23 protein-coding genes are annotated in these 23,295 nt (G+C 56.9%); 11 read left to right on the forward strand and 12 right to left on the reverse strand.

Going from position 1 to position 23,295, the window contains the following annotated elements:
• Positions 1-8 precede the first annotated feature (8 nt).
• Positions 9-1,034 (forward strand): LacI family DNA-binding transcriptional regulator, encoded by a 1,026-nt coding sequence (locus ACR0D9_RS08015; protein WP_267366879.1) that lies wholly within the window; start codon positions 9-11, stop codon positions 1,032-1,034.
• Complete coding sequence (locus ACR0D9_RS08020; RefSeq protein WP_480538318.1) at positions 1,031-2,242, forward strand: winged helix-turn-helix domain-containing protein; 1,212 nt, start codon at positions 1,031-1,033, stop codon at positions 2,240-2,242. The genes ACR0D9_RS08015 and ACR0D9_RS08020 overlap by 4 nt, the downstream gene beginning before the upstream one ends.
• Before the next feature lie 3 nt (positions 2,243-2,245).
• On the opposite strand, the gene ACR0D9_RS08025 is transcribed toward ACR0D9_RS08020, so the two are convergent.
• Positions 2,246-2,944 (reverse strand): fumarylacetoacetate hydrolase family protein, encoded by a 699-nt coding sequence (locus tag ACR0D9_RS08025; RefSeq protein ID WP_480538320.1) that lies wholly within the window; start codon positions 2,942-2,944, stop codon positions 2,246-2,248.
• A gap of 599 nt (positions 2,945-3,543) precedes the next feature.
• The gene (gene hpaR, locus ACR0D9_RS08030) at positions 3,544-3,978 is read right to left on the reverse strand and encodes a homoprotocatechuate degradation operon regulator HpaR (RefSeq protein WP_209506956.1); all 435 of its coding nucleotides are present in this window, start codon (positions 3,976-3,978) and stop codon (positions 3,544-3,546) included.
• A 188-nt stretch (positions 3,979-4,166) separates the two neighbouring features.
• Between hpaR and ACR0D9_RS08035 the strand changes: the two genes are divergently transcribed.
• Positions 4,167-4,937 (forward strand): HpcH/HpaI aldolase family protein, encoded by a 771-nt coding sequence (locus ACR0D9_RS08035; protein ID WP_480538322.1) that lies wholly within the window; start codon positions 4,167-4,169, stop codon positions 4,935-4,937.
• Between the two features lie 4 nt (positions 4,938-4,941).
• On the opposite strand, the gene ACR0D9_RS08040 is transcribed toward ACR0D9_RS08035, so the two are convergent.
• Positions 4,942-6,084 (reverse strand): DUF3095 domain-containing protein, encoded by a 1,143-nt coding sequence (locus ACR0D9_RS08040; RefSeq protein ID WP_480538324.1) that lies wholly within the window; start codon positions 6,082-6,084, stop codon positions 4,942-4,944.
• Between the two features lie 139 nt (positions 6,085-6,223).
• Here ACR0D9_RS08040 and ACR0D9_RS08045 point away from each other — a divergent pair, with 139 nt between their 5' ends.
• The 5 genes from ACR0D9_RS08045 to ACR0D9_RS08065 all read left to right on the forward strand — a co-directional run bounded on the left by ACR0D9_RS08045 (position 6,224) and on the right by ACR0D9_RS08065 (position 11,994).
• Complete coding sequence (locus ACR0D9_RS08045) at positions 6,224-7,396, forward strand: MFS transporter (protein WP_480487007.1); 1,173 nt, start codon at positions 6,224-6,226, stop codon at positions 7,394-7,396.
• A gap of 21 nt (positions 7,397-7,417) precedes the next feature.
• The gene (locus tag ACR0D9_RS08050; protein ID WP_480487005.1) at positions 7,418-8,449 is read left to right on the forward strand and encodes a glycosyltransferase family 4 protein; all 1,032 of its coding nucleotides are present in this window, start codon (positions 7,418-7,420) and stop codon (positions 8,447-8,449) included.
• 103 nt (positions 8,450-8,552) lie between these two features.
• Positions 8,553-9,575: an aspartate-semialdehyde dehydrogenase gene (locus tag ACR0D9_RS08055; protein ID WP_267367255.1), complete on the forward strand. Its 1,023-nt coding sequence runs from the start codon at positions 8,553-8,555 to the stop codon at positions 9,573-9,575.
• Between the two features lie 213 nt (positions 9,576-9,788).
• On the forward strand, positions 9,789-10,730 hold the full coding sequence (locus ACR0D9_RS08060; protein WP_480482420.1) for a class I SAM-dependent methyltransferase: 942 nt from the start codon (positions 9,789-9,791) through the stop codon (positions 10,728-10,730).
• Positions 10,731-11,076: 346 nt separating this feature from the next.
• Entirely contained in the window at positions 11,077-11,994 is a 918-nt protein-coding gene (locus ACR0D9_RS08065; RefSeq protein ID WP_480538326.1) for an endonuclease/exonuclease/phosphatase family protein, read from the forward strand.
• Positions 11,995-12,057: 63 nt separating this feature from the next.
• On the opposite strand, the gene ACR0D9_RS08070 is transcribed toward ACR0D9_RS08065, so the two are convergent.
• Positions 12,058-12,594 carry an SRPBCC family protein gene (locus ACR0D9_RS08070; RefSeq protein WP_480506899.1) on the reverse strand — a complete coding sequence of 179 codons (537 nt, stop codon included), beginning with the start codon at positions 12,592-12,594 and terminating at the stop codon, positions 12,058-12,060.
• Between the two features lie 97 nt (positions 12,595-12,691).
• Positions 12,692-13,342 (reverse strand): carbonic anhydrase, encoded by a 651-nt coding sequence (locus tag ACR0D9_RS08075; RefSeq protein ID WP_480538328.1) that lies wholly within the window; start codon positions 13,340-13,342, stop codon positions 12,692-12,694.
• A gap of 144 nt (positions 13,343-13,486) precedes the next feature.
• On the opposite strand from ACR0D9_RS08075, the gene ACR0D9_RS08080 reads away from it, so the two are divergent.
• From ACR0D9_RS08080 to ACR0D9_RS08090, 3 genes are all read left to right on the forward strand, one after another.
• Positions 13,487-13,876: a hypothetical protein gene (locus tag ACR0D9_RS08080; protein ID WP_267363938.1), complete on the forward strand. Its 390-nt coding sequence runs from the start codon at positions 13,487-13,489 to the stop codon at positions 13,874-13,876.
• Positions 13,877-13,939: 63 nt separating this feature from the next.
• On the forward strand, positions 13,940-15,322 hold the full coding sequence (locus ACR0D9_RS08085) for a leucyl aminopeptidase family protein (protein ID WP_480538330.1): 1,383 nt from the start codon (positions 13,940-13,942) through the stop codon (positions 15,320-15,322).
• Positions 15,319-16,200, forward strand: a complete 882-nt coding sequence (locus ACR0D9_RS08090; RefSeq protein ID WP_480486995.1) for a C40 family peptidase — start codon at positions 15,319-15,321, stop codon at positions 16,198-16,200. The genes ACR0D9_RS08085 and ACR0D9_RS08090 overlap by 4 nt, the downstream gene beginning before the upstream one ends.
• A 3-nt stretch (positions 16,201-16,203) precedes the next feature.
• Here the strand turns inward: ACR0D9_RS08090 and ACR0D9_RS08095 are convergent, their stop codons facing one another.
• The 7 genes from ACR0D9_RS08095 to ACR0D9_RS08125 form a co-directional block, all read right to left on the reverse strand.
• Positions 16,204-16,554: a DUF2794 domain-containing protein gene (locus ACR0D9_RS08095; RefSeq protein WP_209598949.1), complete on the reverse strand. Its 351-nt coding sequence runs from the start codon at positions 16,552-16,554 to the stop codon at positions 16,204-16,206.
• A gap of 73 nt (positions 16,555-16,627) precedes the next feature.
• The gene (locus ACR0D9_RS08100) at positions 16,628-18,292 is read right to left on the reverse strand and encodes an ABC transporter permease (protein WP_480482431.1); all 1,665 of its coding nucleotides are present in this window, start codon (positions 18,290-18,292) and stop codon (positions 16,628-16,630) included.
• 122 nt (positions 18,293-18,414) lie between these two features.
• A complete protein-coding gene (locus ACR0D9_RS08105; protein WP_480482433.1) occupies positions 18,415-19,632 on the reverse strand; it encodes a phenylacetate--CoA ligase family protein in 1,218 nt (405 codons plus the stop codon).
• 19 nt (positions 19,633-19,651) lie between these two features.
• The gene (locus ACR0D9_RS08110; protein ID WP_480482435.1) at positions 19,652-20,485 is read right to left on the reverse strand and encodes an ABC transporter ATP-binding protein; all 834 of its coding nucleotides are present in this window, start codon (positions 20,483-20,485) and stop codon (positions 19,652-19,654) included.
• Positions 20,486-20,596: 111 nt separating this feature from the next.
• Positions 20,597-21,880: an ABC transporter substrate-binding protein gene (locus ACR0D9_RS08115; protein WP_267363927.1), complete on the reverse strand. Its 1,284-nt coding sequence runs from the start codon at positions 21,878-21,880 to the stop codon at positions 20,597-20,599.
• Between the two features lie 74 nt (positions 21,881-21,954).
• A complete protein-coding gene (locus tag ACR0D9_RS08120) occupies positions 21,955-23,031 on the reverse strand; it encodes a branched-chain amino acid ABC transporter permease (protein WP_480482437.1) in 1,077 nt (358 codons plus the stop codon).
• Between the two features lie 3 nt (positions 23,032-23,034).
• Positions 23,035-23,292, reverse strand: coding sequence for a hypothetical protein (locus tag ACR0D9_RS08125; RefSeq protein ID WP_209506939.1), 258 nt, complete (start codon positions 23,290-23,292; stop codon positions 23,035-23,037).
• Positions 23,293-23,295 lie beyond the last annotated feature (3 nt).

Consider the following 23,295-nt stretch of genomic DNA (forward strand, 5'->3'; position numbering starts at 1 on the left):
TGCCTCCCGTGAACAGTGAAACCAAACGCCCGCTTACCCTTCGTGATGTGTCCGAGGCTTCCGGAGTATCCGAGATGACGGTAAGCCGGGTTCTGCGTAACCGGGGGGATGTGTCTGACGCCACCCGCACCCGCGTTCTGGCCGCCGCCAAAGAGCTTGGCTATGTCCCCAACAAGATCGCGGGCGCATTGGCGTCCAGTCGGGTTAATCTGATCGCGGTGATCATCCCTTCGCTTTCGAACATGGTCTTCCCCGAGGTGATGACGGGCATCAACCAGGTGTTGGAAGACACCGAATTGCAACCCGTGGTCGGGGTAACCGATTATCTGCCCGAGAAAGAGGAAAAAGTGCTGTACGAGATGCTCTCGTGGCGGCCCTCTGGCGTGATCATTGCGGGGCTTGAACATACCGAAGCTGCGCGCGCCATGCTGGATTCGGCGGGTATTCCAGTGGTCGAGATCATGGACACGGATGGCAAGCCGGTGGATGCGATGGTGGGGATCTCACACCGCCGCGCGGGGCGCGAAATGGCGCAGGCAATCCTGAAGGCCGGATATCAGCATATCGGTTTCATGGGCACCAAGATGCCACTGGATCACCGCGCACGGAAGCGGTTCGAAGGCTTTACCGAAGTTCTTGGCAAACACGGGATCGAGATCGAGGATCGCGAGTTCTACTCCGGTGGATCGGCCCTGGCCAAGGGGCGCGAAATGACCCAGGCTATGCTGGAACGCTCGCCCGAGCTGGATTTTCTGTATTACTCGAACGATATGATCGGGGCCGGTGGTCTGCTGTACCTGTTGGAACAGGGTATCGATATTCCGGGACAGATCGGCCTGGCAGGCTTTAACAATGTCGAGCTTTTGCAGGGCCTGCCCCGAAAACTCGCGACGATGGATGCCTGTCGTCTGGAAATCGGCCGTCAAGCTGCCCAGATCATCGCCGAACGTCTGGAAAATCCTGATACCGAGATCGAGACACGCGTTACTCTGACCCCCACGATCAGCTATGGTGACACGCTGAAACGGCGATGAACACACCCCTGAAAAGGCTCGACAACCGGACGGCACGGGCGATCTTCATGGACCGCCACGCTTTGGGCGAACAACCCTCGGGTTCAGGCAAAGGTGTCGCGCTTCTGGATCTGATCCAACGGCTTGGGTTTGTTCAGCTTGACAGCATCAACACCGTTGCCCGAGCACATGACATGATCCTGTTCTCGCGCAGGCCCGCCTATCGCAGCGCCAACCTGAAAAGGCTCTATGAAAGGGACAATGCGCTATTCGAGCATTGGACGCACGATGCGGCGGTCATTCCGATGGAGTTCTATCAGCATTGGCATCTGCGCTTTCAGCGGGATGCGGATATGTTGAAGGCGCGGTGGAAGAACTGGCGGCGGGATGGGTTCGAACAGCAGTTTGACACAGTGCTGCAACACATCCGCGACCATGGGGCGGTGTCGTCATCGGATGTTGGCAAGGATGAAAAGAAGGGCTCGGGCGGGTGGTGGGACTGGCACCCATCTAAAACCGCGTTGGAGTATCTGTGGCGCTCGGGTGCCCTGACCGTCGTTGGTCGGGATGGCTTCCAGAAACGCTATGATCTGACAGAGCGCGTGATTGAAACACATCTCTGCCCCGGCAGCACGCCCTGTGATGCCGAGGGGACCGTGGATTGGCTGTGCAACGCCGCACTGGACCGGCTGGGATTTGCAACATCCGGAGAGTTGGCGGCTTTCTGGGACACCGTCAGCGCGGCTGAGGCAAAAGACTGGTGCGCCGCGGCGCTGGAAAGTGGCGATATTGAAGAAATCGAGGTTACCTGTGCCGATGGGCGCTTGCGCAAGACATTCGCACGCGCAGACCTGACGACCGAAGTACCGCAGCCGACAAGCCGCATTCGTGTGCTCAGCCCGTTTGACCCCATGCTGCGCGACCGCAGCCGGGCCGAGCGGCTGTTCGGCTTTCACTACCGCATCGAGGTTTTCGTCCCCGAGGCCAAACGAACCTATGGATACTACGTTTTTCCGCTGCTCGAGGGCGACCGTATGATTGGCCGTATCGATATGAAAGCCCACCGCGATCGTGACCTGCTTCACGTCAAAGCGCTCTGGCCCGAGCGCGGGGTGCGCTGGTCAGATGCCCGTACCCGACGCCTGAACGCCGAGCTGGACCGGGTGCGGCGACTGGCCGGTGTGGAACATGTGACTTTCGCCAAGGACTGGCTGAAAGAGCCTGTTTAGGGTCTATTCTGCGTCTGACAGGGTCAACTTGACCGGCTCCAGCCCATCAATCTTACCTGTCAGAACATCCCCCGCAACAACCGGACCAACACCAGCCGGTGTACCGGTCAGGATCAGGTCACCGGGGCGCAGGTGGTAAAAGCCGGACAGGTGCATGACAATCTCGTCGATCTTCCAGATCAGCTCCTCCAGGGTCGCGTTCTGGCGCAACTCTCCGTTTACGCTTAGCTGAATGCGTTTGTCATCCTCCGGGGTCCAGTCGGCAGCTGGTGTCAACGGGGCAAAGACCGCTCCGTTTTCGACGTCCTTTCCCAGATCCCAGGGCCGCTGCTTGTTGCGCTCGCGGATTTGCAGATCACGACGCGTCATATCCAGGGCGCAGCCATAGGCATAAACGGCTTCCCACGCCTGCGCACTGGTGGCACGAAACACGGGCTTTCCAATGGCCAATGCCAATTCCATCTCATGATGGTAATTCTGGGTCCCGGCAGGATAAGGAACCGTCGCACCCGAGAGTACGGTGTTCGGGGCGGATTTGGTGAAATAGAAAGGTGCCTCGCGATCCACCTCATTCCCCATTTCGGCGGCATGGGCGGCATAGTTTCGACCGACGCAGAAGATCCGTCCAATGGGATATCCGGCTGCCGCGCCGACAACGGGGATGGTGATCGGGTCCGGAAGCGAAAAAAGGCTGTTTGGCATGATAATCCCTGAAGGTTGCGTAGCTGCCATATTACGTCTGCCAGACCCTCCAGCAAGCCCGGAAAACACGCTGTATTTCGCCAATCTCGAAGTGGTGTTTCAGCGTGAAACGGCTCAATTCTGACCTGATTGACTGACGCCGTGTCAAAAATTGGTTTCATCAGTTTTTATGGTCTCACCAGTACACAAACAGGTCGAAACAACTCTTGGCTCAGTCAAAAGCCGGGCAAAATCCTCAGGTGGTCAGGACCGCTCCGATTTCGGTGCGGTGTCATAATTCAGAACAGCAGCTTTGGTAAAGCATTCCACCAAAGTGACGTCGGCAAACCATAGGCTGACCCATTTACCGGTCGGCTAAGCCTAAATCAGTTTCGGAGAGTATAGGTGCAGGCCCCTCCCCCAAGGGCCGAAAGACCCTGTTCAGAGCCACATCACAGGCTTTTCATGTACTCCGAAGCACAGGCCGGACCGTCAGGTTTGACGTAACCGGTCTTGGGCCAGGCACCAACGACCAGTCCGGGTCTGGCCGCCCCGTCGGAGACTCCCCCTACAGTTTCCGGCGGGGTCACTGCCGACGACACCGGATGCAGTGCCAATAATCAGGATTCGAGGTCCTTCAACTCGTTCAGCAGATCCAGCAGTAACTCATGCTTGTCCGGTCCAAGCTGAGATCGAATACGTTCCGCCTGTGCCGTGCTTGCAGCCAGATTGGCACGAATGATCTGAACCCCTTTTGTGCTGATCTCAACAACCTGACGCCGTCGGTCTGCCGGATGGCTGCGCCGCGTGATCAGTCCGCGGGTCTCCAGCTTTTGCAGAATGCGCGTCAGGCTTGGCAGCAACAGGCAGGCGCGATCGGCGATGTGGGTCGGCTCTTGCGGGCCTTCTTCATTCAACACCCGCAACACCCGCCACTGCTGTTCCGTGACACCAGCGTCAGCCAGCATTGCTCGAATGGGTCCCATAACCTTTTCCCGCGCCCGCAAAAGCGCAATGGGCAAAGATCGCGACGTCAGAGGGAGATCGTCGGTCATAAGAAAATTATCACCGAAATCCGGGATATAAGCAAGCAACCCGACACGCAGCAGCAGCGCCCACTCCCGTATTCGCACGTTATGCGGGCCGATTTCAGGCTGGACAATTAGGAACGACCGTTGATGATGCGACCGAGGTCCATTTCATGTCCTTCTCACCTGCTCCGGCTCAAATATGAGGTTTCAACATGTCAGCCCCAAAGAATATGTTCAAACAGGCTCTAATAAAGGGCGAACATCAGATTGGTTGCTGGATGAGCTTTGCTGAATCCGTCACCGCCGAGATCATGGGAACCGCGGGTTTCGATTGGCTGGTGATCGATGGTGAACATGCGCCAAATGAGATCCGCTCGATCCGGGATCAACTGACAGCTTTGGCCAGCAGCGCATCTCATCCCGTTGTTCGGGTCCCTGTTGGAGAGACCTGGCTGATCAAGATGGTTCTGGATGCTGGTGCCCAAACAGTACTGGTTCCGATTGTCGAAAGCGCCGCGCAGGCGCAGGATCTGGTCCGTGCCTGCCGTTATCCACCGGACGGGGTGCGGGGTGTTGGCGCAGCGGCATCGCGCGCCACGATGTATGGGTCGACAAGCGACTATATCCAGACCGCAGATCAGGAAATCTGCCTGTTGTTGCAGGTGGAAACCCGCGCCGGAGTGGCCGCGTTGGATGACATTCTTCAAGTCGAAGGTGTGGATGGCGTTTTCATTGGCCCCGCTGATCTGTCAACCGACATGGGGTACAAGGGCAACAGCACCGCACCCGAGGTGCGTGCGGTCATCGCGGACGCCCTGGCCCGGATCAAGGCCGCAGGCAAAGCGCCGGGCATCCTTGCCACCAATGACGAAGCGCGTCAGGCCTATCTGGACATGGGCGCCCAATTTCTGGCGGTCGGCATTGATGTGATGCTGCTGGCACAGGCGGCACGCGCGCTGGCCGCGCAGTGGAAACCTTCTTAGACACTCAAGAGCGCATGGCCGCAGCGGCCTGCGCATAGCCGCCCGAGGCTCCATCAACAAAATGCACATGGTCATCCCGGGTGGCCGAGGGGACGATACATGTCATCATCGCCTCGTCCTGTGCGTGCAAACCGTATCTGATTTTCCCACGGCGACGCGCCTCTTCAAGCAGGTGTTCGATTTGGCGCAATGTGTCCGGATCGCAGTCGAGCGTCATTTTCAGCCCGTCATCAAACTTTCGGTAATCGGCATTACTACTGACCATATGTCTGTAATGGTCCGGCTCAAAGCGTCCCATCCGCAGGCCAGTTTTGAACAATACCGCGATCAACAGGTTTTGAACCAGCAGAACGAGCTTGTGCAAAATCACATGACGCCCGTTGCGCGACACATGTGCGTCGATGTCAAGGCCGGGCGGAGGCCATGTCATGGGCGGACCCTTTTCCGACACCGGATGGCCAGCACGCTCAAGCGCTTCCGACGCGGACAAGACGGATTGCGCAAGATCGGCAAAGTCCCGTTCGGTTGCTGACGGTGTGGGCTGTACGACCAGTGAAACAATCTGACCGTGACGGGCCGGGCTGTTGGACCACCTGCAAGAAAGGCCTGTCAGGTCCGGCTGCGCACCTGGCCCTGCGGGTGTGACCATATTTTGCCCGGCTTTCATCCCGGCCTCGGCCCAGGCCAGACCACCGCCGGAAAACATGGCGTAGTCCACTCCGGTAGAGGGTGCATAGCGAGCAACGCGCAGATCCTTACCCGCTTTGCGAATATCAGCCACCGACACCAGCGCCGCCCGTAATGGCATGGAGAACTCTTCATCTGCCCAGCGCCGCAAATCAGCCAGCGTAGTCCGGGCGGTTTCAGCTTTTCCAGGCGGGACAGCAAACCCCGCCCCATCGCCGCCAAAAACATACGGAAACAACGCGCCGTCCATTGCATTGATCATGGCCGAAATGACCGCAGCGCCCACAGTGTTAACGGTCTTGTACCGGCCCCGCGCAATTTCGCCCGTTGAATCGACAATGTCGGCAACACCCAGAACCCAATCATCGGGCAGTTTTGAAAACTGCGCAGGGTCTGACAGACGGGTAAAATCGCGCTGCAAGGGAAGGTTTTCGTAAAATGCAGACTGGAGGTCTTTCATGCTCCCCTCGGAATCAATGTTTTGACAAAGATAGCCGGAAGGCGAGCCATGTCCTGACTTTGAAACATAATACACAGGCTTGTGCGTTGCATCACGGCGTGCCAAGCATTTTCCTCGGACGAGCAGGAAAGGGCTGAAGATGCAGGCAGGTTTGGTGGTTTTATGCCTGGGCTATGTGCTCAGCCAATTTTTCCGCGCTTTCCTTGCGGTTCTCAGCCTGGATCTGGAACGTGACATCAGTGCCATGCCCGAAGATTTGGCCTTTGCTTCCGGTCTTTGGTTTATCGTATTCGCCGTCATGCAGATCCCGGTCGGATGGGCGCTGGACAGGATTGGTCCCCGCCTCACGTCCGCCGCGCTGCTTCTGGTGGGCGGGGCAGGTGGAGCGGCGGTTTTTGCAGCCGCAACAACGCCCCTGCACATCAGCATAGCCATGGGCCTGATCGGTGTCGGGTGCTCTCCGGTCCTAATGGCCTCCTACTATATCTTTGCGCGTGAATACCCCCCGGCGCGGTTTGCCACATTGGCCGCCGTGATGTTGGGCGCAGGGTCCGTTGGAAATCTGGTGGCTTCTTATCCAACCGCGCTTGCCGTGGAATGGATGGGGTGGCGCGCAACGATGGTCGGGCTGGCCACAGTGTCCGCCGCAATCGCATTGGGCCTGTGGCTGACAGTTCACGACCCGGCGAAGGTCGAAACAGAACACAAGGGATCCCTAATGGATCTGCTGAAGGAGCCTGCCCTGTGGCTGATCCTGCCCCTGATGCTGGTTGCCTACGCCCCCGCTGCCGCGCTGCGAGGGCTTTGGGCCGGGCCTTACCTGAATGACGTCTTTGGCTTAAGTGCCACTCAGATCGGCACTGCAACGCTGATCATGGGTGCGGCTATGATTGCGGGCACTTTTGTTTACGGACCGCTGGACCGCGTTTTTGGTACCCGGAAATGGGTGGTTTTCGCTGGCAACGCACTGGGCGCAGCTGCGTTGGGCTTGCTCTGCCTGTGGATCGAGGATGCAACATGGCTGTCTGTCCTGCTGATGGCCGTGATCGGCTTTACCGGAGCCAGCTTTCCGGTCATCATGGCTCATGGCCGTGCCTTCGTGCCACCCCATCTGGTGGGGCGTGGTGTGACATTGCTGAATCTTTTCGGCATCGGCGGCGTTGGCATTGCTCAATTCGTCACCGGACGTATTCACGCAGCCACCGTGCAAGACGGATCAGCGGCACCCTACACCGCAATATTCGGGTTTTTTGCGGTCACCCTTGCCATTGGTTGCGTGATCTATCTATTCAGCCGCGATAGTGTGGATTGACGCAGCCATCAGGAGAGCCTGTTGAAAGACCCCATTGTCATAGCCCCAAATCTAAAACGCAGACTTTCGGGCGTAACGGCTACCATAGCAAGGCTGGTTCCGCTGCAAGCGCAATGGATCGATATCGCCGCCACTGGCCCGGGTCTGCCCGCCGACACCCCGCACATCCCGCTTGGTCGACTGCCTTTCCTGTCGCGTCGTAAATGGCGGGTCTGGCACGCGCGCCGCAACACCGAGATGTTGCTGGGCCTCATCCTGCGCGATGTGTTCCGGTTGAAACTCAAAATGCTGTTCACAAGCGCGTCCCAAAGGCCGCACACAGGCTATACCAAATGGCTGATCGGAAAGATGGATGCGGTCGTTGCAACCTCGCGCAAAACCGCAGGGTATCTTGAGCGAGACTCGCAGGTGGTGATGCATGGCATCAACCTAGAAGACTTCGTTCCGCCTTCAGACAAGGCCGCCGTCCGTGCTCGGCTGGGGCTGCCGGATGGGGTACTGTTAGGGTGTTACGGCCGCATTCGACACCAAAAAGGCACTGATGCCTTTGTCGACGCCATGATTGACGTGTGCGGGCGGTTCGACACAGTGTCAGGCATCGTCATGGGCCGGGCAACCGAGAAACACACCGCATTTCTGGCCGAACTGAAGGATAAGGTCGCAAAGGCTGGCTTGTCGGATCGCATCCTTTTCAAGCCCGAGGTGACCGTAGATCAGGTTGCTGAATGGTATCAGGTTCTGGACCTGTTTGTTGCGCCACAAAGGTGGGAGGGGTTTGGTTTGACCCCTCTCGAAGCAATGGCCTGCGGTGTTCCGGTTGTAGCCACAGATGTCGGTGCGTTCTCCGAGATCATTACTGATCCATCCTTTGGCAAGGTGGTGACCCCCGATGATGTTCCCGCCTTGGTCGAGGCGATTGCCCAGATGTTGAAATGCAATGATTCCCTGTCACAAGCGGGTCAGGCATCCCGCACCCATGTCGAGCAGAATTTTGACATTCAGGGCGAAGCAAAGACGCTGGTTGCGCTATATGAACGACTTTTGAACGATTGAACCGCTTGAATTCAGCATCAGTCGTTGAAAACCCCGCTGATAGCCCTTTTTTCTTCGCCGCAACGCGGCTATGAACGCGCGTCCTTAACTTTGGAGACATGAAATGGGCTATCGCGTCGTAGTCGTCGGCGCCACGGGCAACGTGGGCCGCGAAATGCTGAACATTCTGGCTGAACGCCAGTTCCCGGTTGATGAACTTGCCGCCCTGGCAAGCCGTCGCTCGCTGGGTACCGAAGTAAGCTTTGGCGACAAGACCCTTACGACCAAAGATCTGGACACGTTTGATTTCACCGGCTGGGACATGGCGCTGTTTGCCGTGGGTTCCGAGGCGACCAAAGTCTACGCCCCCAAGGCAGCTGCGGCGGGTTGTGTGGTGATCGACAACTCGTCGCTCTATCGCTATGACCCGGACATTCCGCTGATCGTGCCGGAATGTAACCCGCAGGCGATCCACGACTACAAGAACAAGAACATCATCGCCAACCCCAACTGCTCGACAGCGCAGATGGTTGTCGCACTGAAGCCGCTGCATGACCGCGCCAAGATCAAGCGCGTTGTTGTGTCGACCTATCAGTCAGTTTCGGGTGCCGGCAAAGAGGGCATGGATGAGCTTTGGGATCAAACCAAGGCCGTCTACAACCCAACCACCGAAGTCGCTCCGAAGAAGTTCCAGAAACAGATCGCCTTCAACGTCATTCCGCAGATCGACGTCTTCATGGAAGACGGCTCGACCAAGGAAGAGTGGAAGATGGTTGTCGAGACCAAGAAGATCGTCGATCCGTCGATCAAGGTCACCGCAACCTGCGTCCGCGTTCCGGTCTTCGTCGGCCATTCCGAGGCCGTGAATATCGAGTTCGAGGAATTTCTGGACGAAGACGAAGCCCGCGATATCCTGCGCGAAGCGCCGGGCATCATGGTGATCGACAAGCGCGAAGCCGGTGGCTACGTCTCGCCCATCGAGTGCGCAGGCGACTTTGCCACATTCATCAGCCGCATCCGCCAGGATTCGACCATCGAAAACGGTCTGAACCTGTGGTGCGTCAGCGACAACCTGCGCAAGGGTGCCGCCCTGAACGCGGTTCAGATCGCCGAACTGCTGGGCCGTGAGGTCCTGAAAAAGGGCTGACAATCCAGCCTTTGCAAAAACTAAAAAAGAAACCCGCTGTTTGATCAGCGGGTTTCTTTTTAGAAAGCCAAACTTGCGGAACAAGACTGGCTTTGTGCATCAAGCATTTGGAATGTTGATAATATATTCAAACTACAATATTCAACTTTTCTGATCCGATAAAGCGTTGGACTTACTAAAACACTATCTCGGTTAATTAAATGGTGAACCGCCGTGGCTCGAGCCTTTTTCGATAAGCTAGAAGCAATCTTACGTCCAACTCCCAAAATCCGTATCGAAAATTTCGAGCGCGACCCAAAAGTAAGCTACGTCTCATCTAATAGCCCATTGAGCCAAGGCCCGTTAGGTTCAGAAATCGCTCGAACAGGACGCCTAAACTCGAATGAGTTTGCCGCCTGCATTGAAGAACTCAATCTTCCTCATACTCACCATCGCAAGTATTGGGAGCTGGCTTTCATTTTACAAGCTTTGCGCGAACGCGACCTACTCCAGCCCGGAATCAAGGGCTTGGGTTTCGCAGTTGGTAAGGAAAGAATCCCTGCCTACCTCGCAGCGAAGGGCTGCGAAGTTCTAGCGAGTGATCTGGCTGACAACAACAAGGGTAATGAAGGTTGGGAGACAACTGGCCAATGGAGCGCATCAGTCGAAGATTTACTTTTCTCTGAGATCTGCTCAAAGGAATTATTTAAGAAGAGCGTCAAATTTCGCCCCATTGATATGAACGATATTCCCAGCGATATCTCAGGGTACGACTTTACCTGGTCCACGTGTTCTTTCGAGCACTGCGGTTCTCTCGAACTCGGAGTTCGTTTTTTGGAGAAACAGATGGACTGCCTGCGTCCCGGTGGGGTCGCTGTGCATACAACGGAATTCAACCTATCATCAAACACCCGGACGTCAAAAGGCGGAAAGACCGCAATCTATCGCCTACGTGACATTGAAGATGCTGTGAAACGCCTTCAATCCAAAGGACACAAAGTGGAGCCGTTGGATATTCGCTTAGGCGACGATCCACTTGATTTAACCGTGGACAGGCGCAAAGGGGATCCAAGACAGTACTCTGGCACCAAGCACATGCGATTGCTGATGAAGGGGTACGTTACAACTTCTATAGGCTTGATAATCACTAAGTCTACAAAGCCAGTGCTGCGTTAGTTTAAGAAACGCGCAATGAAATTGTGTTGAATAGACCCGAGAATTTTCGGCACCTCGGGTGGCAACCGTTAATCAGAAAGCAAGGACGACAAAACCTTGCATCTGGGCTCGAAGCGGACCTCCGGTAACTTACACAGACCCACTTTCATCACCCGTTCCTCTCTAGTGGAACCTTTAGGCTCATCAGTCCGAACGAAATGTTCAAATACCGGTCCTGAATTCGGAACATTCCCCCGACCAGTTGACAAATTCAGGCGTGCTTGCCAGCTAAGCACGGATCTGAACGCAACGGATGAGACAGAGCAGACAACAGGTGGTGCCCTGCACAGGGCATCAGAGGCAGAGCATGGGAAATTCGGCCAAACGCAGAATTGGAAGATACCTGATCACAGGATGTACAGGCATTCTGGTTGGGCTTATCCTCATCGGGTTTACCGGACAATTCCTGGCGGTCGGAGATTCCTTTGCGCTTTTCCGCCCGCAAGCTGGCGTTCTGCTTTTGCCGTGTGCCGCGATCCTGCTGTATATGCGCGCCAGATACCTTGCTTTGGTCACCCTGGCCTTTGCCGCTGTTGCTGTGGGATCAATCGCAACCAGTTTCGCCGCCCCGCCCAAGGACTGCGACGGTCCGTGTCTGACCCTGTATCAAAAGAACCTCATGAGCCGGGCGTGGCCCCGGTATTCGCTGGCCGACGACATCATTGCATCCGATGCTCAGATCGTGACGTTGCAGGAAGTCTCGAGTCACAACCGCGAATACATGAGCAACCTGTTCGAGCATTACCCCGAAAAGGTGATCTGTGAGTTTCGTCCCGAACAAAACGTTGCCATCCTGACAACTTTGCCGATTGTCGAAGGGTCCGGGTTTTGCCTGAAAGGTCATGGTCTTGTCGGAATACAAGTCGAAGCCCCGGACGGGTCTTTGGTCTGGATCGTATCGATCCACCTGAACTGGCCTTTTCCTTATGACCAATCAACCCAAAGCCGGATCATTGCGGAACGCATTGCGGATCTGGATGGCCCGGTTCTGATAGCCGGGGATTTCAACATGGTTCCTTGGGGTGCAAGCGTCCGGCGGATAGCGGCGGCAGCAGACAACCAGAGTTTTGGGGCCGTCCTGAACACTCATGATCTTGGCAGCTGGCACCTACCGTTGCCAATCGACAACCTTTTGTTCCCGAAGGGAACAACCGGAACAGTCGAACTGCGTCCGTTCATGGGATCCGACCATTTCGGCAAATTCGCGCGGTTTCGTTTGGATTGATCCGCGAGGTCTCCGCCGCCTTGGTGGGCATACCAGAACGTATGTCGCGATCCCAAGAAGGGTCTAGGTGTTATTTTCGATCAGCACTTTCAGATTATTCAACCCCCGCTCGTAATCGCCGCCAACCCATTTATCCATCATCACCCCCATCCAGCGGGACATGGGGTTGAGCCCCAGATCGGATTCGAACCCCCAAGTCACATTGGTTGAGTCACCATCGGGTTTCAGAGTGAACGAAGCCGACGCCGTGCCCATCTGCCCAAAGTCCAGATCTGTTTTGACCAGTTGATTTTCCACGCTTTCGACGATTTCCTGCGACCCCGTACCGACCTGTGCGTGATCCGAGCTCCAGTTCAACTTGTTACCGACACCTTCCTCGGGGCCACTGTAGCTTAGTTTCGTCTCCGGATCGCGTGACAGCCAGGGTGACCATTTCTCGGTCGCTTGCATGGAATTCACAAACGGAAAGATCACTGCAGCCGGGGCGTCGATGGTGATGCTGCGGGACACTTCCGCCTTGCCGGGCAACACGTATGAGACGGCGACGAACAGAAAAACAAGAAGGCACAGCCCTGCGAGAATTCGTTTAAGTATCTTCATAGCAAGCTCCAAAATCAAACGTCATGTGTGGAGCATACGAAAAAACGGCCCGGAATCAGAGCCGTATTCCGCATCATTTATTTGCTATGAACTGTCGTCAGACCGGAACGAATTTCTTCTGTACGGGATCGAAACTCTCTAACCCGCCAGCACCTATATCGGTCCACAACCCGTGCAGGCTCAGAGTGCCTTTTTCGACCGCTGACGAGATGAACGGGAACGTCATCAGGTTTTCAAGCGACGCGACAACCGATTGGCGTTCCAGCTGTCGGGCTTGTTCGAGGCTGTCTTCGATATCAGCGACAAGTTCGAATTTTGGCTTCAGAATGTCCATCCAGCGGCCGACAAAGCTTTCTTTTGCATCCAGTTGCGGCGCCTGACCCTTGCACATGTCGATACAGCCCTGAACGCCACCGCATTGCGAATGGCCAAGAACCATCAGATGCGCAACCTTGAGAGAAGTGACGGCGTACTCGATTGCTGCGCTGGTACCGTGATGATCGCCGTCCGGCGCATAGGGTGGCACCAGATTGGCGATATTGCGGTGGATAAAGAAATCGCCCTGATCCGCACCGAACATCGAGGTCACATGGACCCGGCTGTCGCAGCAGGAAATCACCATCGCCCGGGGCCGCTGCCCTTCATCTGCCAGCCGCTTGAACCAGACCTGGTTTTCCGAATATGTGGTCGCTTTCCAGCCGTGATACCGCGTGACCAGATAGCTCGGCAAAGGTTTGGCAAATTCCATTACGGTGTCCCCGTTCTTGTCGCTGACCGATCCTCTAAACCGAATTCTAGGAAAATTCGAGCAATTATCCGATTTCTCTGCAAGGTTTTGCAAAGGAATTTGTCACCAGTATCAAACCTGCGCCGTGGGGGCGTCAGAATTAGGGTGAATGTGGTGGAAAAAATAATCACGCTTGAACACAAGGAATCCGTCCGTCTGGATTCGGATCAACTAAGTGGCCTTTACCGTCAACTGGGCGACAAGAACGCGCTGGATGTGCTGTGCCGCACCATCGAAGAACTGGCAGTGCGCCTGTCGAACTGCGAACGCTTTTGGCGTCAGCGCGAATGGGCCGAACTGCGCAAATGCGCAAGGTCCCTGGTCGCGATTTCCGAACAGGTCGGGATGACGGTTCTGGCCAGGGTTGCAGGGGACGTGGCGCAGGCCGTCGATGCCGGTGACGCGGTAGCCGCAGGTGCAACGCTGGGACGTCTGATCCGCGTTGGTGAGCGATCATTGACAGCCGTCTGGGATCAACAGGACCTTTCCGTCTGACAGGGGTTGCGGGCAGAATATGCGCGGCTAGTCTGTGCACAGAAACAATCTGTCGAGGCGCCCATGACACTGTCCTTCGCCCCATCCTCTGACCCTTCCGTACCGCTTCATGTGATCGCGCAGCCGGATTTGGACGGCTGGCTTCTGGATCAGCCCGAGCGCGTGCAATCCTGGGTCGCAGCAAACGGGTTTTCCGGTGCACTGGGGCAGGTCCTGCTTGTGCCAGCCACGAACGGCGCAATTGAATTCGCGCTGGCTGGTTACGGAACCGAAGACAAACGCGCGCGCAAACGGTTCCCTCTTGCCGCAGCGGCTTTGGCGTTGCCGGAAGGAACCTACAGCCTTGCTTCGGGCATTCCTGCGGATTTGTTGGAGATGGAGTGTCTTGGCTGGCTGATGACTGGCTATGCCTTTGATCGATACGCATCCCAGACCGGGGGGTCAGCGGCGTTGATTGCACCTGATGGCATCAACGCCACCCGTATTGAAGCCATGGCAAATGCCGAGGCTCTGACGCGCGATCTGGTCAACACGCCCACTTCGGATATGGGACCGGATCAGTTGCAGCAAGCGGTCGAGGTTCTGGCGGATGAATTCGGCGCGTCTTGCAAGGTGATCACCGGCCAAGCGCTGCTGGACCAGAACTTTCCCATGATTCACACGGTAGGGCGGGCCGCGGAACAGGCCCCCCGGCTGATCGAACTGAACTGGGGCACCAGTGGCCCCAGACTGACACTGGTGGGCAAAGGTGTATGTTTCGATACCGGCGGGCTGAATTTGAAACCGGGCGCTTCCATGGGCCTGATGAAAAAAGACATGGGCGGCGCGGCCAATGTGCTGGGACTTGCCCGGATGATCATGGCGCTGAACCTTCCCCTGCAACTGCAGGTTCTGATCCCGGCCGTTGAAAACGCGGTATCAGGCAATGCCTTTCGCCCCGGTGATATCCTGACCTCACGCAAGGGCCTGACCGTTGAAATCAACAACACCGATGCCGAAGGGCGTCTGGTTCTGGCTGATGCGCTGACTTTGGCGGATGAAGGGAGTCCCGATCTGGTGATCTCGATGGCGACGCTGACCGGTGCGGCGCGCGTGGCCGTGGGCCCTGATCTGGCACCGTTTTACACCGACGACGAAAGCTGCGCCGTGGCCTTGGCACAAGCGGCCAAAACGTCTGCTGATCCGGTCTGGAGAATGCCCTTTCACACACCCTACGAGGCGATGATCGAACCCGGCATTGCCGATCTGGACAATGCCCCCTCGGGCGGGTTTGCCGGGTCTATCACCGCCGCGCTGTTTCTGCGCCGGTTCGTAGGGTCCACCCGCTATATCCATTTTGACATCTACGCGTGGCAACCCAGTAATGAACCCGGCCGCACAAAAGGTGGTCTGGGTCAGGGAACACGCGCAGTGCTATCGGCCTTACCGGAGGTATTGGGGTTATGACGGATCACAGATTGCTCCCCTTCAACGGACGAGTAGCGCATTCATCGTTGAAAGGTCATATCGACGCTGACGATTTCACGGATGGTGAAACATATCGTATCCAATCGGTTGTGCGGGACGTTCTGGACAAACCCAATGGTAGCCGGCGGTGCCAAATGGTGTGTGGAGAAGTATTCATCATCTTGGAACGGACGCAGAACCACCTGTTCGGGTTTCGCGAAAAAGATGGCTATGTTGGATGGGTGCGACAGGAAATAGCGGTTCGGCCGCTTCAGCCAACGCATCGAGTTTCCGTGCCAAGGGCCGTTTCGTTGAAACACCCCGATGTGACCAAGAACGTGAATGAGCGGATACTGCCTTTTGGCGCTGGTGTTGAATACTGGCCGCGCCGCGATTCTGAACGCGAAAAAGCCATTCGTTCGACCGGGTGGGTTTGCGTGAAAGAAGAGGGCCACATTCCAACGCCGCGATACATTCGCGAAACACAGCTGGTCGAAAAAGACTGGGTGGGTTCTGATCCTGCAGCCATAGCAGAACAGTTTCTTACCACCCCTTACATCTACGGTGGCGATACCGGGCTTGGACTTGACTGTTCGGGCCTGATTCAAATCGCTTTTCATTCTTGCGGATTACCCTGCCCTCGCGATAGCGACATGCAAGCAGAGTTCTTCAAGCCAATCTCAAGCCCCGAGCTTCGCCGTGGTGATCTGGTGTTTTGGAAAGGTCACGTAGGCATGATGCTGGATCAGGACACGCTTCTGCATGCAAACGCACATCACATGGCTGTTGCCAAAGAACCTTTGGAAGACGCTATTTCTCGTATCGGCCGAAAAGAGTTCGGGGCTGTAACAGGATATGGGCGACATCCTGCGTCTTAGGCTCTAATCCGGGTTTACGGCCCGGATGAGCTTGCGTTCCAGCACCCGCAGTACCGCGCGCAGATCATGGCCGCGTTTCAGGATGCGGCCATCCATACCTATGACTGAGTACATCCCCTGCCGGGACTTCAGGCGCGGGTGCTTTTCGACGCGGTAGATCGGGTGCTCAGCGGTGCGACGGAAGATCGAGAACACTGCCATATCGCGCAGGTTTGAGATACCATAGTCTCGCCACTCTCCAGCGGCGACCATCCGTCCATAAACGGACAGGATTTGCGACATCTCATGCCGGTCAAAGGCCACGGGCATCTGCGCTGCGTTTGCCGAAAACCGGTTGGGAGGCTGCATATTCATACCTCCAGCCTTGCCGGAAATCATGTTTGAATCAAGCCTGATGCGCTGTTGCCCGGCTTTTACAACACAAGTGTTACCGCCGACCAACCTGACGGCAGATCAGGATTACCGGCAGCAGGCCGACCGCCAGAATGACCAGTGACGGCACGGCGGCGCCCTCAAGCCTCTCATCCGAGGCAAGCCTGTATGCCTGTACGGCCAGTGTGTCGAAGTTGAACGGGCGCATGATCAGGGTGGCAGGCAATTCCTTCATTACATCAACAAAGACGATCAACAGCGCAGTCAGCAGCGACGGTGTCAGAATGGGCAGGTGAACGCGCCGCAATGTTCCCAGCGGTGTTTGCCCCAACGACCGGGCCGCGGCATCCATATTGGCATGAACCGTGCTTTGCCCCCCCTCATATGCGCTGAGCGCGGCAGCAAGGAATCGCACCATGTAAGCGGCGACCAGCAGCCAGATTGAACCTGTAACCAACAACCCAGTTGACACATCGAATGTCTGCCGCATCCAGGCATCCAGCGCGTTGTCAAAGCTGGCGAAAGGTACAATCAAGCCGACTGCGATGACGCCACCGGGCACGGCATATCCCAGTCGCGCCATGTAGGCCGTCGCAGACGACGCGCGCCCGGGTCTCAGACGTTGAAAGAACCCGACACAGATCGCCGCAAAGACAGTGACGACCGCGGCCGTGCCAGCAAGGGTCAGCGAGTTCTGGATGAAACCGATATAGCGCCGCGACAGCAGGTTCTGTTCCGATTCCAAACCCATCTCGACCAGTATGATAACGGGCAACAGAAACCCGAAAATAACGGGTATCGTACATAACAGGAATGCCGCGACGGCGCGAAGACCGGTCAGGTGTTCCGCCGGTTGGGCAGCATGTTTCTTTCCGGCCTGATAGTATTTTGCCTTACCGCGCTGGGTGCGTTCGGCCACAGCCATGATCAGTGCAAAGACAAGCAGGCACCAGGCCAGCTGCGCCGCCGCCGCACGGTCGGCCATTGAAAACCAGCTGGTGTAAATCCCGGTCGCAAAGGTCTGCACACCGAAATAAGACACGGTTCCGAAATCGGCGATGGTTTCCATGATGGCCAGAAGCACACCACCGGCAATTGCCGGGCGCGCCATCGGCAGCGAGACGCGCCGAAACGCCAGCCATGGATTGTTGCCCAGCGCCCGAGCAGCCAGAAACGCCGAAGCACTTTGTTGCAGGAACGCAGCCCGCGCCAGCAGGTAGACATAAGGGTACAGCACCAGAATCAGCATCACCGCAGCGCCCCCGGTCGAACGGATTTCAGGGAACCAATAGTCGCGCGGCCCCCAACCCGTTACATCCCGCAAAGTGCTTTGAACGATACCCGGATGATCCAGAATAAAGGTGTACGCATAAGCAAGCACATATGCCGGAAAAGCCAAGGGCAAGACCAGCGCGATCTCAAGGATCCTGACACCGGGAAAGCGGGTCATCGTCACCAGCCAGGCAGCGCCCGTGCCGATACTGAACGTACCCGCCGCGACCAGCACCACAAGGATCAGGGTCGTCACAGTATAGCTGGGCAGCACCGTTTCCACCAGGTGCGAGATCGTATCTGTCCCGCCCGTCACTGCCGCCAGAACCACGGCCACCATGGGCAACAGGCATGCGGCAGCCACAAGATAAGCAACTGCGGCCAACAGCCGTGTGCCGCGTACACCGCGATTGCGTGATCCGTTTTCTGAATAGTCGATCTGGGCCATTATCCCGGCTTTTGATTGGCAAAGGCTTAGGGTACGCCTTTAATCGACCAAAATGCTCGGAAACACCAGTGCGTCGGTCAACAAATCTGCGGCACAAACTGCCGCAGACCTGTTATTCACCACTATTCGTAGACGCGCTGATCCTCGATCACCAACCCGTCTTTGGGCAGCGAGCCGGGGGCGACGACTTCGATTGCGCCTTTCAGTTTCAGCACTTCGGCCACCGATCTGGCATATGCCGTATCATCCCCGCCTGTGCTTTCGATCTGGACAGTCATCGAATCCATCTCGCCCTGACGGGTGGCGATGACACGAGCCTTGACGATTTCCTCATGCTTGTCGACCAAAGCGGCAACCTGTTCCGGACGCACGAACATACCTTTGATCTTGGTCGTCTGATCTGCACGCCCCATCCAACCTTTGATCCGGGTGTTCGTGCGACCGCAGGGGGAAATCCCCGGCATCACGGCGGAAAGGTCGCCTGTCGCAAAGCGGATCAGCGGGTAATCGGGGTTGAGAGAGGTCACCACGACCTCACCCACCTCACCCGGTGCCACCGGAGTTCCGGTTCCAGGTGTCACAATCTCGACAATCACGTGCTCGTCGATGATCATCCCGTCGATCGCGGCGCTTTCATAAGCAATATTGCCCAGATCCGCTGTCGCGTAACATTGCAGGCACGAGATACCCCGGTCGGCGTATTCCTGTCGCAGAGACGGGAACAAGGCCCCACCTCCAACGGCGGCTTTCGAGAAATGCAGTGAAACGCCCATCTCATCGGCTTTGTCCAGAATGACCTTCAGGTAATCCGGCGTTCCTGCATAGGCCGTACAGCCAACGTCGCGGGCGGCAGTCACCTGCAACTCGGTTTGTCCGGTTCCTGCGGGCAGAACAGCCGCGCCGACAGCCCGTGCGCCATTTTCAAAGATCATACCGGCTGGGGTTAGGTGATACCCAAAACAGTTCTGGACAATGTCCCCTGCGCCAACACCCGCGGCATTCAGGAAACGGCCCATGCGCCACCAGTCGTGATCAGTGCTGCCCGGCTCATAGATCGGTCCCGGCGACTGGAACACATGATGGAAATGCCGCGCCGGTTTCACTGTAAATCCACCAAACGGGGGGCGTTTGGCCTGTGCTCTGGTCAGGTCCGATTTCCGCAGAACCGGCAATGTTGGCAAATCTTCAACTGATTTTACCTTATTAGTGTCTGATTCTGACAGATGCGACGCAAATCCAGGGGCCGACATCGCGCGTTTGATCTGCTCCACTAGTGCCCTGGCCTGGTCCGAGGCGCGTTCGTCTGCCGAGCGTGTTTCGAGTGCGTCGAAATAGGTCATAGCCATATCCTCCATCCGCTCACAGCCACCTTTTGCGACGACGATAGGACCGCACATCGCGAAAGCTTTTGCGGCCTTCGTCGGACATGCCCAGGTAAAACTCTTTCACATCCGGGTTTTCGCGCAGGTCGGCTGCCGGGCCATCCATCACGACACGCCCGGATTCAAGAATGTAACCGTAATGTGCAAAGCGCAGGGCGACGTTGGTGTTCTGCTCTGCCAGCAGAAAGGACACGCCCTCTTTTTCGTTGAGGTCCTTCACGATACTGAAAATCTCTTCGACCAGCTGCGGAGCAAGACCCATTGAGGGTTCGTCCAGCAAAATCGTCTCGGGCCGCGACATCAAGGCCCGCCCCATGGCAACCATCTGTTGTTCCCCACCCGAAGTATAGCCTGCCTGCGACCGGCGGCGTTCCTTGAGCCGGGGAAAATATGCGTAAACCATCTCAAGATCCCGCTGGACCGCAGCCGCCCCGTCTTTGCGGGTGTAGGCGCCGGTCAGCAAGTTTTCTTCGACGGTCAGGTGCTCGAAACAGTGGCGGCCTTCCATCACCTGAATGACACCCTTTTCAACCAGATCGGCCGGATCGCTTTCATGCACGTTCTGGCCGCGATACTTGATCGAACCTTTGGTGACTTCTCCGCGTTCGGAATGCAGCAGGTTCGATACGGCCTTGAGCGTGGTTGTCTTGCCCGCACCATTGCCGCCCAGCAACGCTGTGATGCCGCCCTTTGGAACGCTCAGGCTGACGCCTTTCAACACGAGGATCACGTGGTTGTAGATCACCTCGATATTATTGACCTCAAGCAGGGTTTCCGCCTGCACGTCAGTGGTTTGTGCCGCATCCAGCATCAGCGCGTTTCCTCATGCCTGCCCGTTCCGGGGCTGTTCGTGAGGAGCGGCAGGTGACCCGCCGCTCCGGTTGTCTGAACGCCCCGGATCACATCCGTGGCGCAACATGCCTTACTCGCAACGTGGCGAGATGCTGTTTTCGGTTGCGTAGGCACCGGAATCTTCTTCGATCAACGCGCCGATAACTTCGGCATCTGTCGGTTTGAAGTCCTGTACCGGGTTCCAGGCACCAGTCGCCGCATCCCACTGAACAACACCGACAAGGCCGGGGCCGCCGTGGTTTTCGCAGGAAACCGAGAATTCAGGGCCGAACCCGGACATGCCAAGCGCTTCCATCTTGGCGTTGGTCATTTCCAGTGCTTCCATGCCGTCGCGCATCATCGACGCGTCGATATCAGCGGTTCCGTGCATCGCCTGCGCCGTTTTCACAGCCTCGGCTGCCAGCATGGCGGCATAAAGACCACGGTTGTACTGAACTGTACCCAGCTGATCGCCGGCACCTGCAGCCTTGCCCGAGTCAACGACGTACTTTTTCAGGTCGTCATAGACCGGATAGTCCATGCCAAGGCCGGTAAAGGTCAGCGCCTTGTAACCGGTCGCTTTTTCGCCAGCAGGCTGAACGTCGAATTCCGCGCCAGACCACCAGACACCGATGAAGTTTTCCATCGGGAAACGGATGTTGGCCGCTTCCTGAACCGCAACCTGGTTCATGACGCCCCAGCCCCACATGATGACATAGTCAGGCTTTTCGCGGCGAATTTGCAGCCATTGCGACTTCTGCTCCTGGCCCGGGTGATCAACCGGCAGCAAGGACAGCTCATACCCATGCTTTTCAGCCAGAGTTTCCAGCGTCCGGATCGGTTCCTTGCCGTAAGCAGAGTTGTGATAGACCAGCGCAATCTTCTTGCCGCTCAGGTCACCGCCATTTTCATCCAGCAGATAGTTGATCGCACCGGACGCACCGTTCCAATAGTTGGCCGGATAGTTGAACACGTGGCTGAATACTTTGCCGTTCGCAGCCGAGGTCCGGCCATACCCCATCGTGTGCAGCGGAATGCCGTCTGCGGTCACTTTGGGGATCAGCTGATAGGTGATACCGGTCGACAGCGGCTGATACACCAGCGCGCCTTCACCTTTGGTGGATTCATAGCATTCCACGCCTTTTTCGGTGTTATACCCGGTTTCGCATTCGATCACGTTTGCTGGTACACCGCCGATGCCACCGTCCCGCTCGTTCAGAAGCGTGAAATAGTCGGCGTAACCGTCCGCGAATGGAATACCACCGGCCGCATAGGGCCCGGTTCGATAGCTGAGCGACGGGAACACAAGATCCGCCATCGCGGGTCCTGCCGCCATCAGGGCGCTCAGCGCCACGGTTGCCAGTTTCTTGTTCATCGGGTGTCTCCTCCCTTGATTGATCCGATATTGAGTTCGGGCTTGATCACCCGTCTTTATGATTGGGCCAGCCCTCAATGCGGGAACGGCCAGAGTCTGAGTTTCTCTTTCGCCACGCGCCACAACTGTGCCAGACCGTGGGGTTCCAGGATCAGGAACATGATGATCAGCGCGCCCACGATCACCAGCTGAAGATGGGCAACGATATCGGTCGGCCAACCCAGAAGATCGACGCCAACCAGTTTGAGCAGAACCGGCAGAAGCACGAGGAAGGCCGCCCCGGCAAAAGACCCGAAAATCGAGCCTAATCCGCCGATAATCACCATAAACAGCACCAGGAATGACTTCTGAATGCCGAATGCTTCGCCCACCTCGACCGCGCCGAGATAGACGGCAAAGAACAAGGCCCCTGCGATGCCCACAAAGAACGAGCTGACAGCGAAAGCGCTTATCTTGGCTTTCAACGGGTTCACCCCGATGATTTCGGCGGCGATATCCATGTCGCGGATCGCCATCCATGTCCGCCCGGTCGTGCCGCGGGTCAGGTTGCGCGCAATAATCGCGCTGAAGGTCAGGAAGATCAGGCAGAACAGGTAGGTCGCCCAGGCCGGGGCGTTCGGGCCCGAGATGATGATGCCGAACACGTCACGCTCGGGCGCGTTGATCTGACCCGAGGCCGAGTAGTTGTAAAACCACGGCACCCGGTTGAAGAGCCAGACCAGAAAGAACTGTGCCGCAAGCGTGGCCACCGCCAGATAGAACCCCTTGATCCGCAGGGAAGGCAGGCCGAACAAGACACCTACAATCGCTGTGATACCACCAGCCAACAGGACATGAATGAACATGCTGACATCTGGAAATGCGGTCATCAACTTGTAGCAGGCATAAGCACCCACCGCCATGAAACCGCCTGTACCAAGGCTGACCTGCCCGCAATAGCCCACGAGTATGTTCAATCCGATCGCCGCGATGGCATAGATCAGAAAGGGCAGCAGCAGGGCGTTTGCCCAATAGTCGTTGATGATGAACGGAATGATCCCGAACGCCACCGCCAGAACGACATAGTACCGGTACCGGTCGAACTTGATCGGGAAAGTCTGGCTGTCATCCACGTAGGAGGTTTTGAAATCTCCGGCCTCACGATAGAACATCTGTTACTTTCCCCATTCTTCCTGCGCCCGGTTTCGGGTCGCGGCGTCCAGCTGGCTGGACCCTTTGGCATATCCGCTCGCCTCAGAGGCGCGCACCAGTTTCAGGTAGGCCAGAACACCCATGATCAGACCGGCAAAGGCCAGGATCGCGGCAATCGTCAACTGGCTGTCAGTCAGGTCATTCGAGGTCAGCGCGATATAGCCAAAGGCCCAGAACCCCGCCCATGCGATTACGTTGATGATGGCGATCAGCTTGGTCATGCG

The organism is Ruegeria sp. AK11, assembly GCF_056541095.1.

Coding starts and splice junctions, on each gene's coding strand:
- ACR0D9_RS08020 (WP_480538318.1), top strand. CDS start 1,031: ATGAACACACCCCTGAAAAGGCTCGACAACCGGACGGCACGGGCGATC.
- ACR0D9_RS08025 (WP_480538320.1), bottom strand. CDS start 2,944: ATGCCAAACAGCCTTTTTTCGCTTCCGGACCCGATCACCATCCCCGTT.
- hpaR (WP_209506956.1), bottom strand. CDS start 3,978: ATGACCGACGATCTCCCTCTGACGTCGCGATCTTTGCCCATTGCGCTT.
- ACR0D9_RS08035 (WP_480538322.1), top strand. CDS start 4,167: ATGTCAGCCCCAAAGAATATGTTCAAACAGGCTCTAATAAAGGGCGAA.
- ACR0D9_RS08040 (WP_480538324.1), bottom strand. CDS start 6,084: ATGAAAGACCTCCAGTCTGCATTTTACGAAAACCTTCCCTTGCAGCGC.
- ACR0D9_RS08045 (WP_480487007.1), top strand. CDS start 6,224: ATGCAGGCAGGTTTGGTGGTTTTATGCCTGGGCTATGTGCTCAGCCAA.
- ACR0D9_RS08055 (WP_267367255.1), top strand. CDS start 8,553: ATGGGCTATCGCGTCGTAGTCGTCGGCGCCACGGGCAACGTGGGCCGC.
- ACR0D9_RS08065 (WP_480538326.1), top strand. CDS start 11,077: ATGGGAAATTCGGCCAAACGCAGAATTGGAAGATACCTGATCACAGGA.
- ACR0D9_RS08070 (WP_480506899.1), bottom strand. CDS start 12,594: ATGAAGATACTTAAACGAATTCTCGCAGGGCTGTGCCTTCTTGTTTTT.
- ACR0D9_RS08075 (WP_480538328.1), bottom strand. CDS start 13,342: ATGGAATTTGCCAAACCTTTGCCGAGCTATCTGGTCACGCGGTATCAC.
- ACR0D9_RS08085 (WP_480538330.1), top strand. CDS start 13,940: ATGACACTGTCCTTCGCCCCATCCTCTGACCCTTCCGTACCGCTTCAT.
- ACR0D9_RS08090 (WP_480486995.1), top strand. CDS start 15,319: ATGACGGATCACAGATTGCTCCCCTTCAACGGACGAGTAGCGCATTCA.
- ACR0D9_RS08095 (WP_209598949.1), bottom strand. CDS start 16,554: ATGAATATGCAGCCTCCCAACCGGTTTTCGGCAAACGCAGCGCAGATG.
- ACR0D9_RS08100 (WP_480482431.1), bottom strand. CDS start 18,292: ATGGCCCAGATCGACTATTCAGAAAACGGATCACGCAATCGCGGTGTA.
- ACR0D9_RS08105 (WP_480482433.1), bottom strand. CDS start 19,632: ATGACCTATTTCGACGCACTCGAAACACGCTCGGCAGACGAACGCGCC.
- ACR0D9_RS08110 (WP_480482435.1), bottom strand. CDS start 20,485: ATGCTGGATGCGGCACAAACCACTGACGTGCAGGCGGAAACCCTGCTT.
- ACR0D9_RS08115 (WP_267363927.1), bottom strand. CDS start 21,880: ATGAACAAGAAACTGGCAACCGTGGCGCTGAGCGCCCTGATGGCGGCA.
- ACR0D9_RS08120 (WP_480482437.1), bottom strand. CDS start 23,031: ATGTTCTATCGTGAGGCCGGAGATTTCAAAACCTCCTACGTGGATGAC.
- ACR0D9_RS08125 (WP_209506939.1), bottom strand. CDS start 23,292: ATGACCAAGCTGATCGCCATCATCAACGTAATCGCATGGGCGGGGTTC.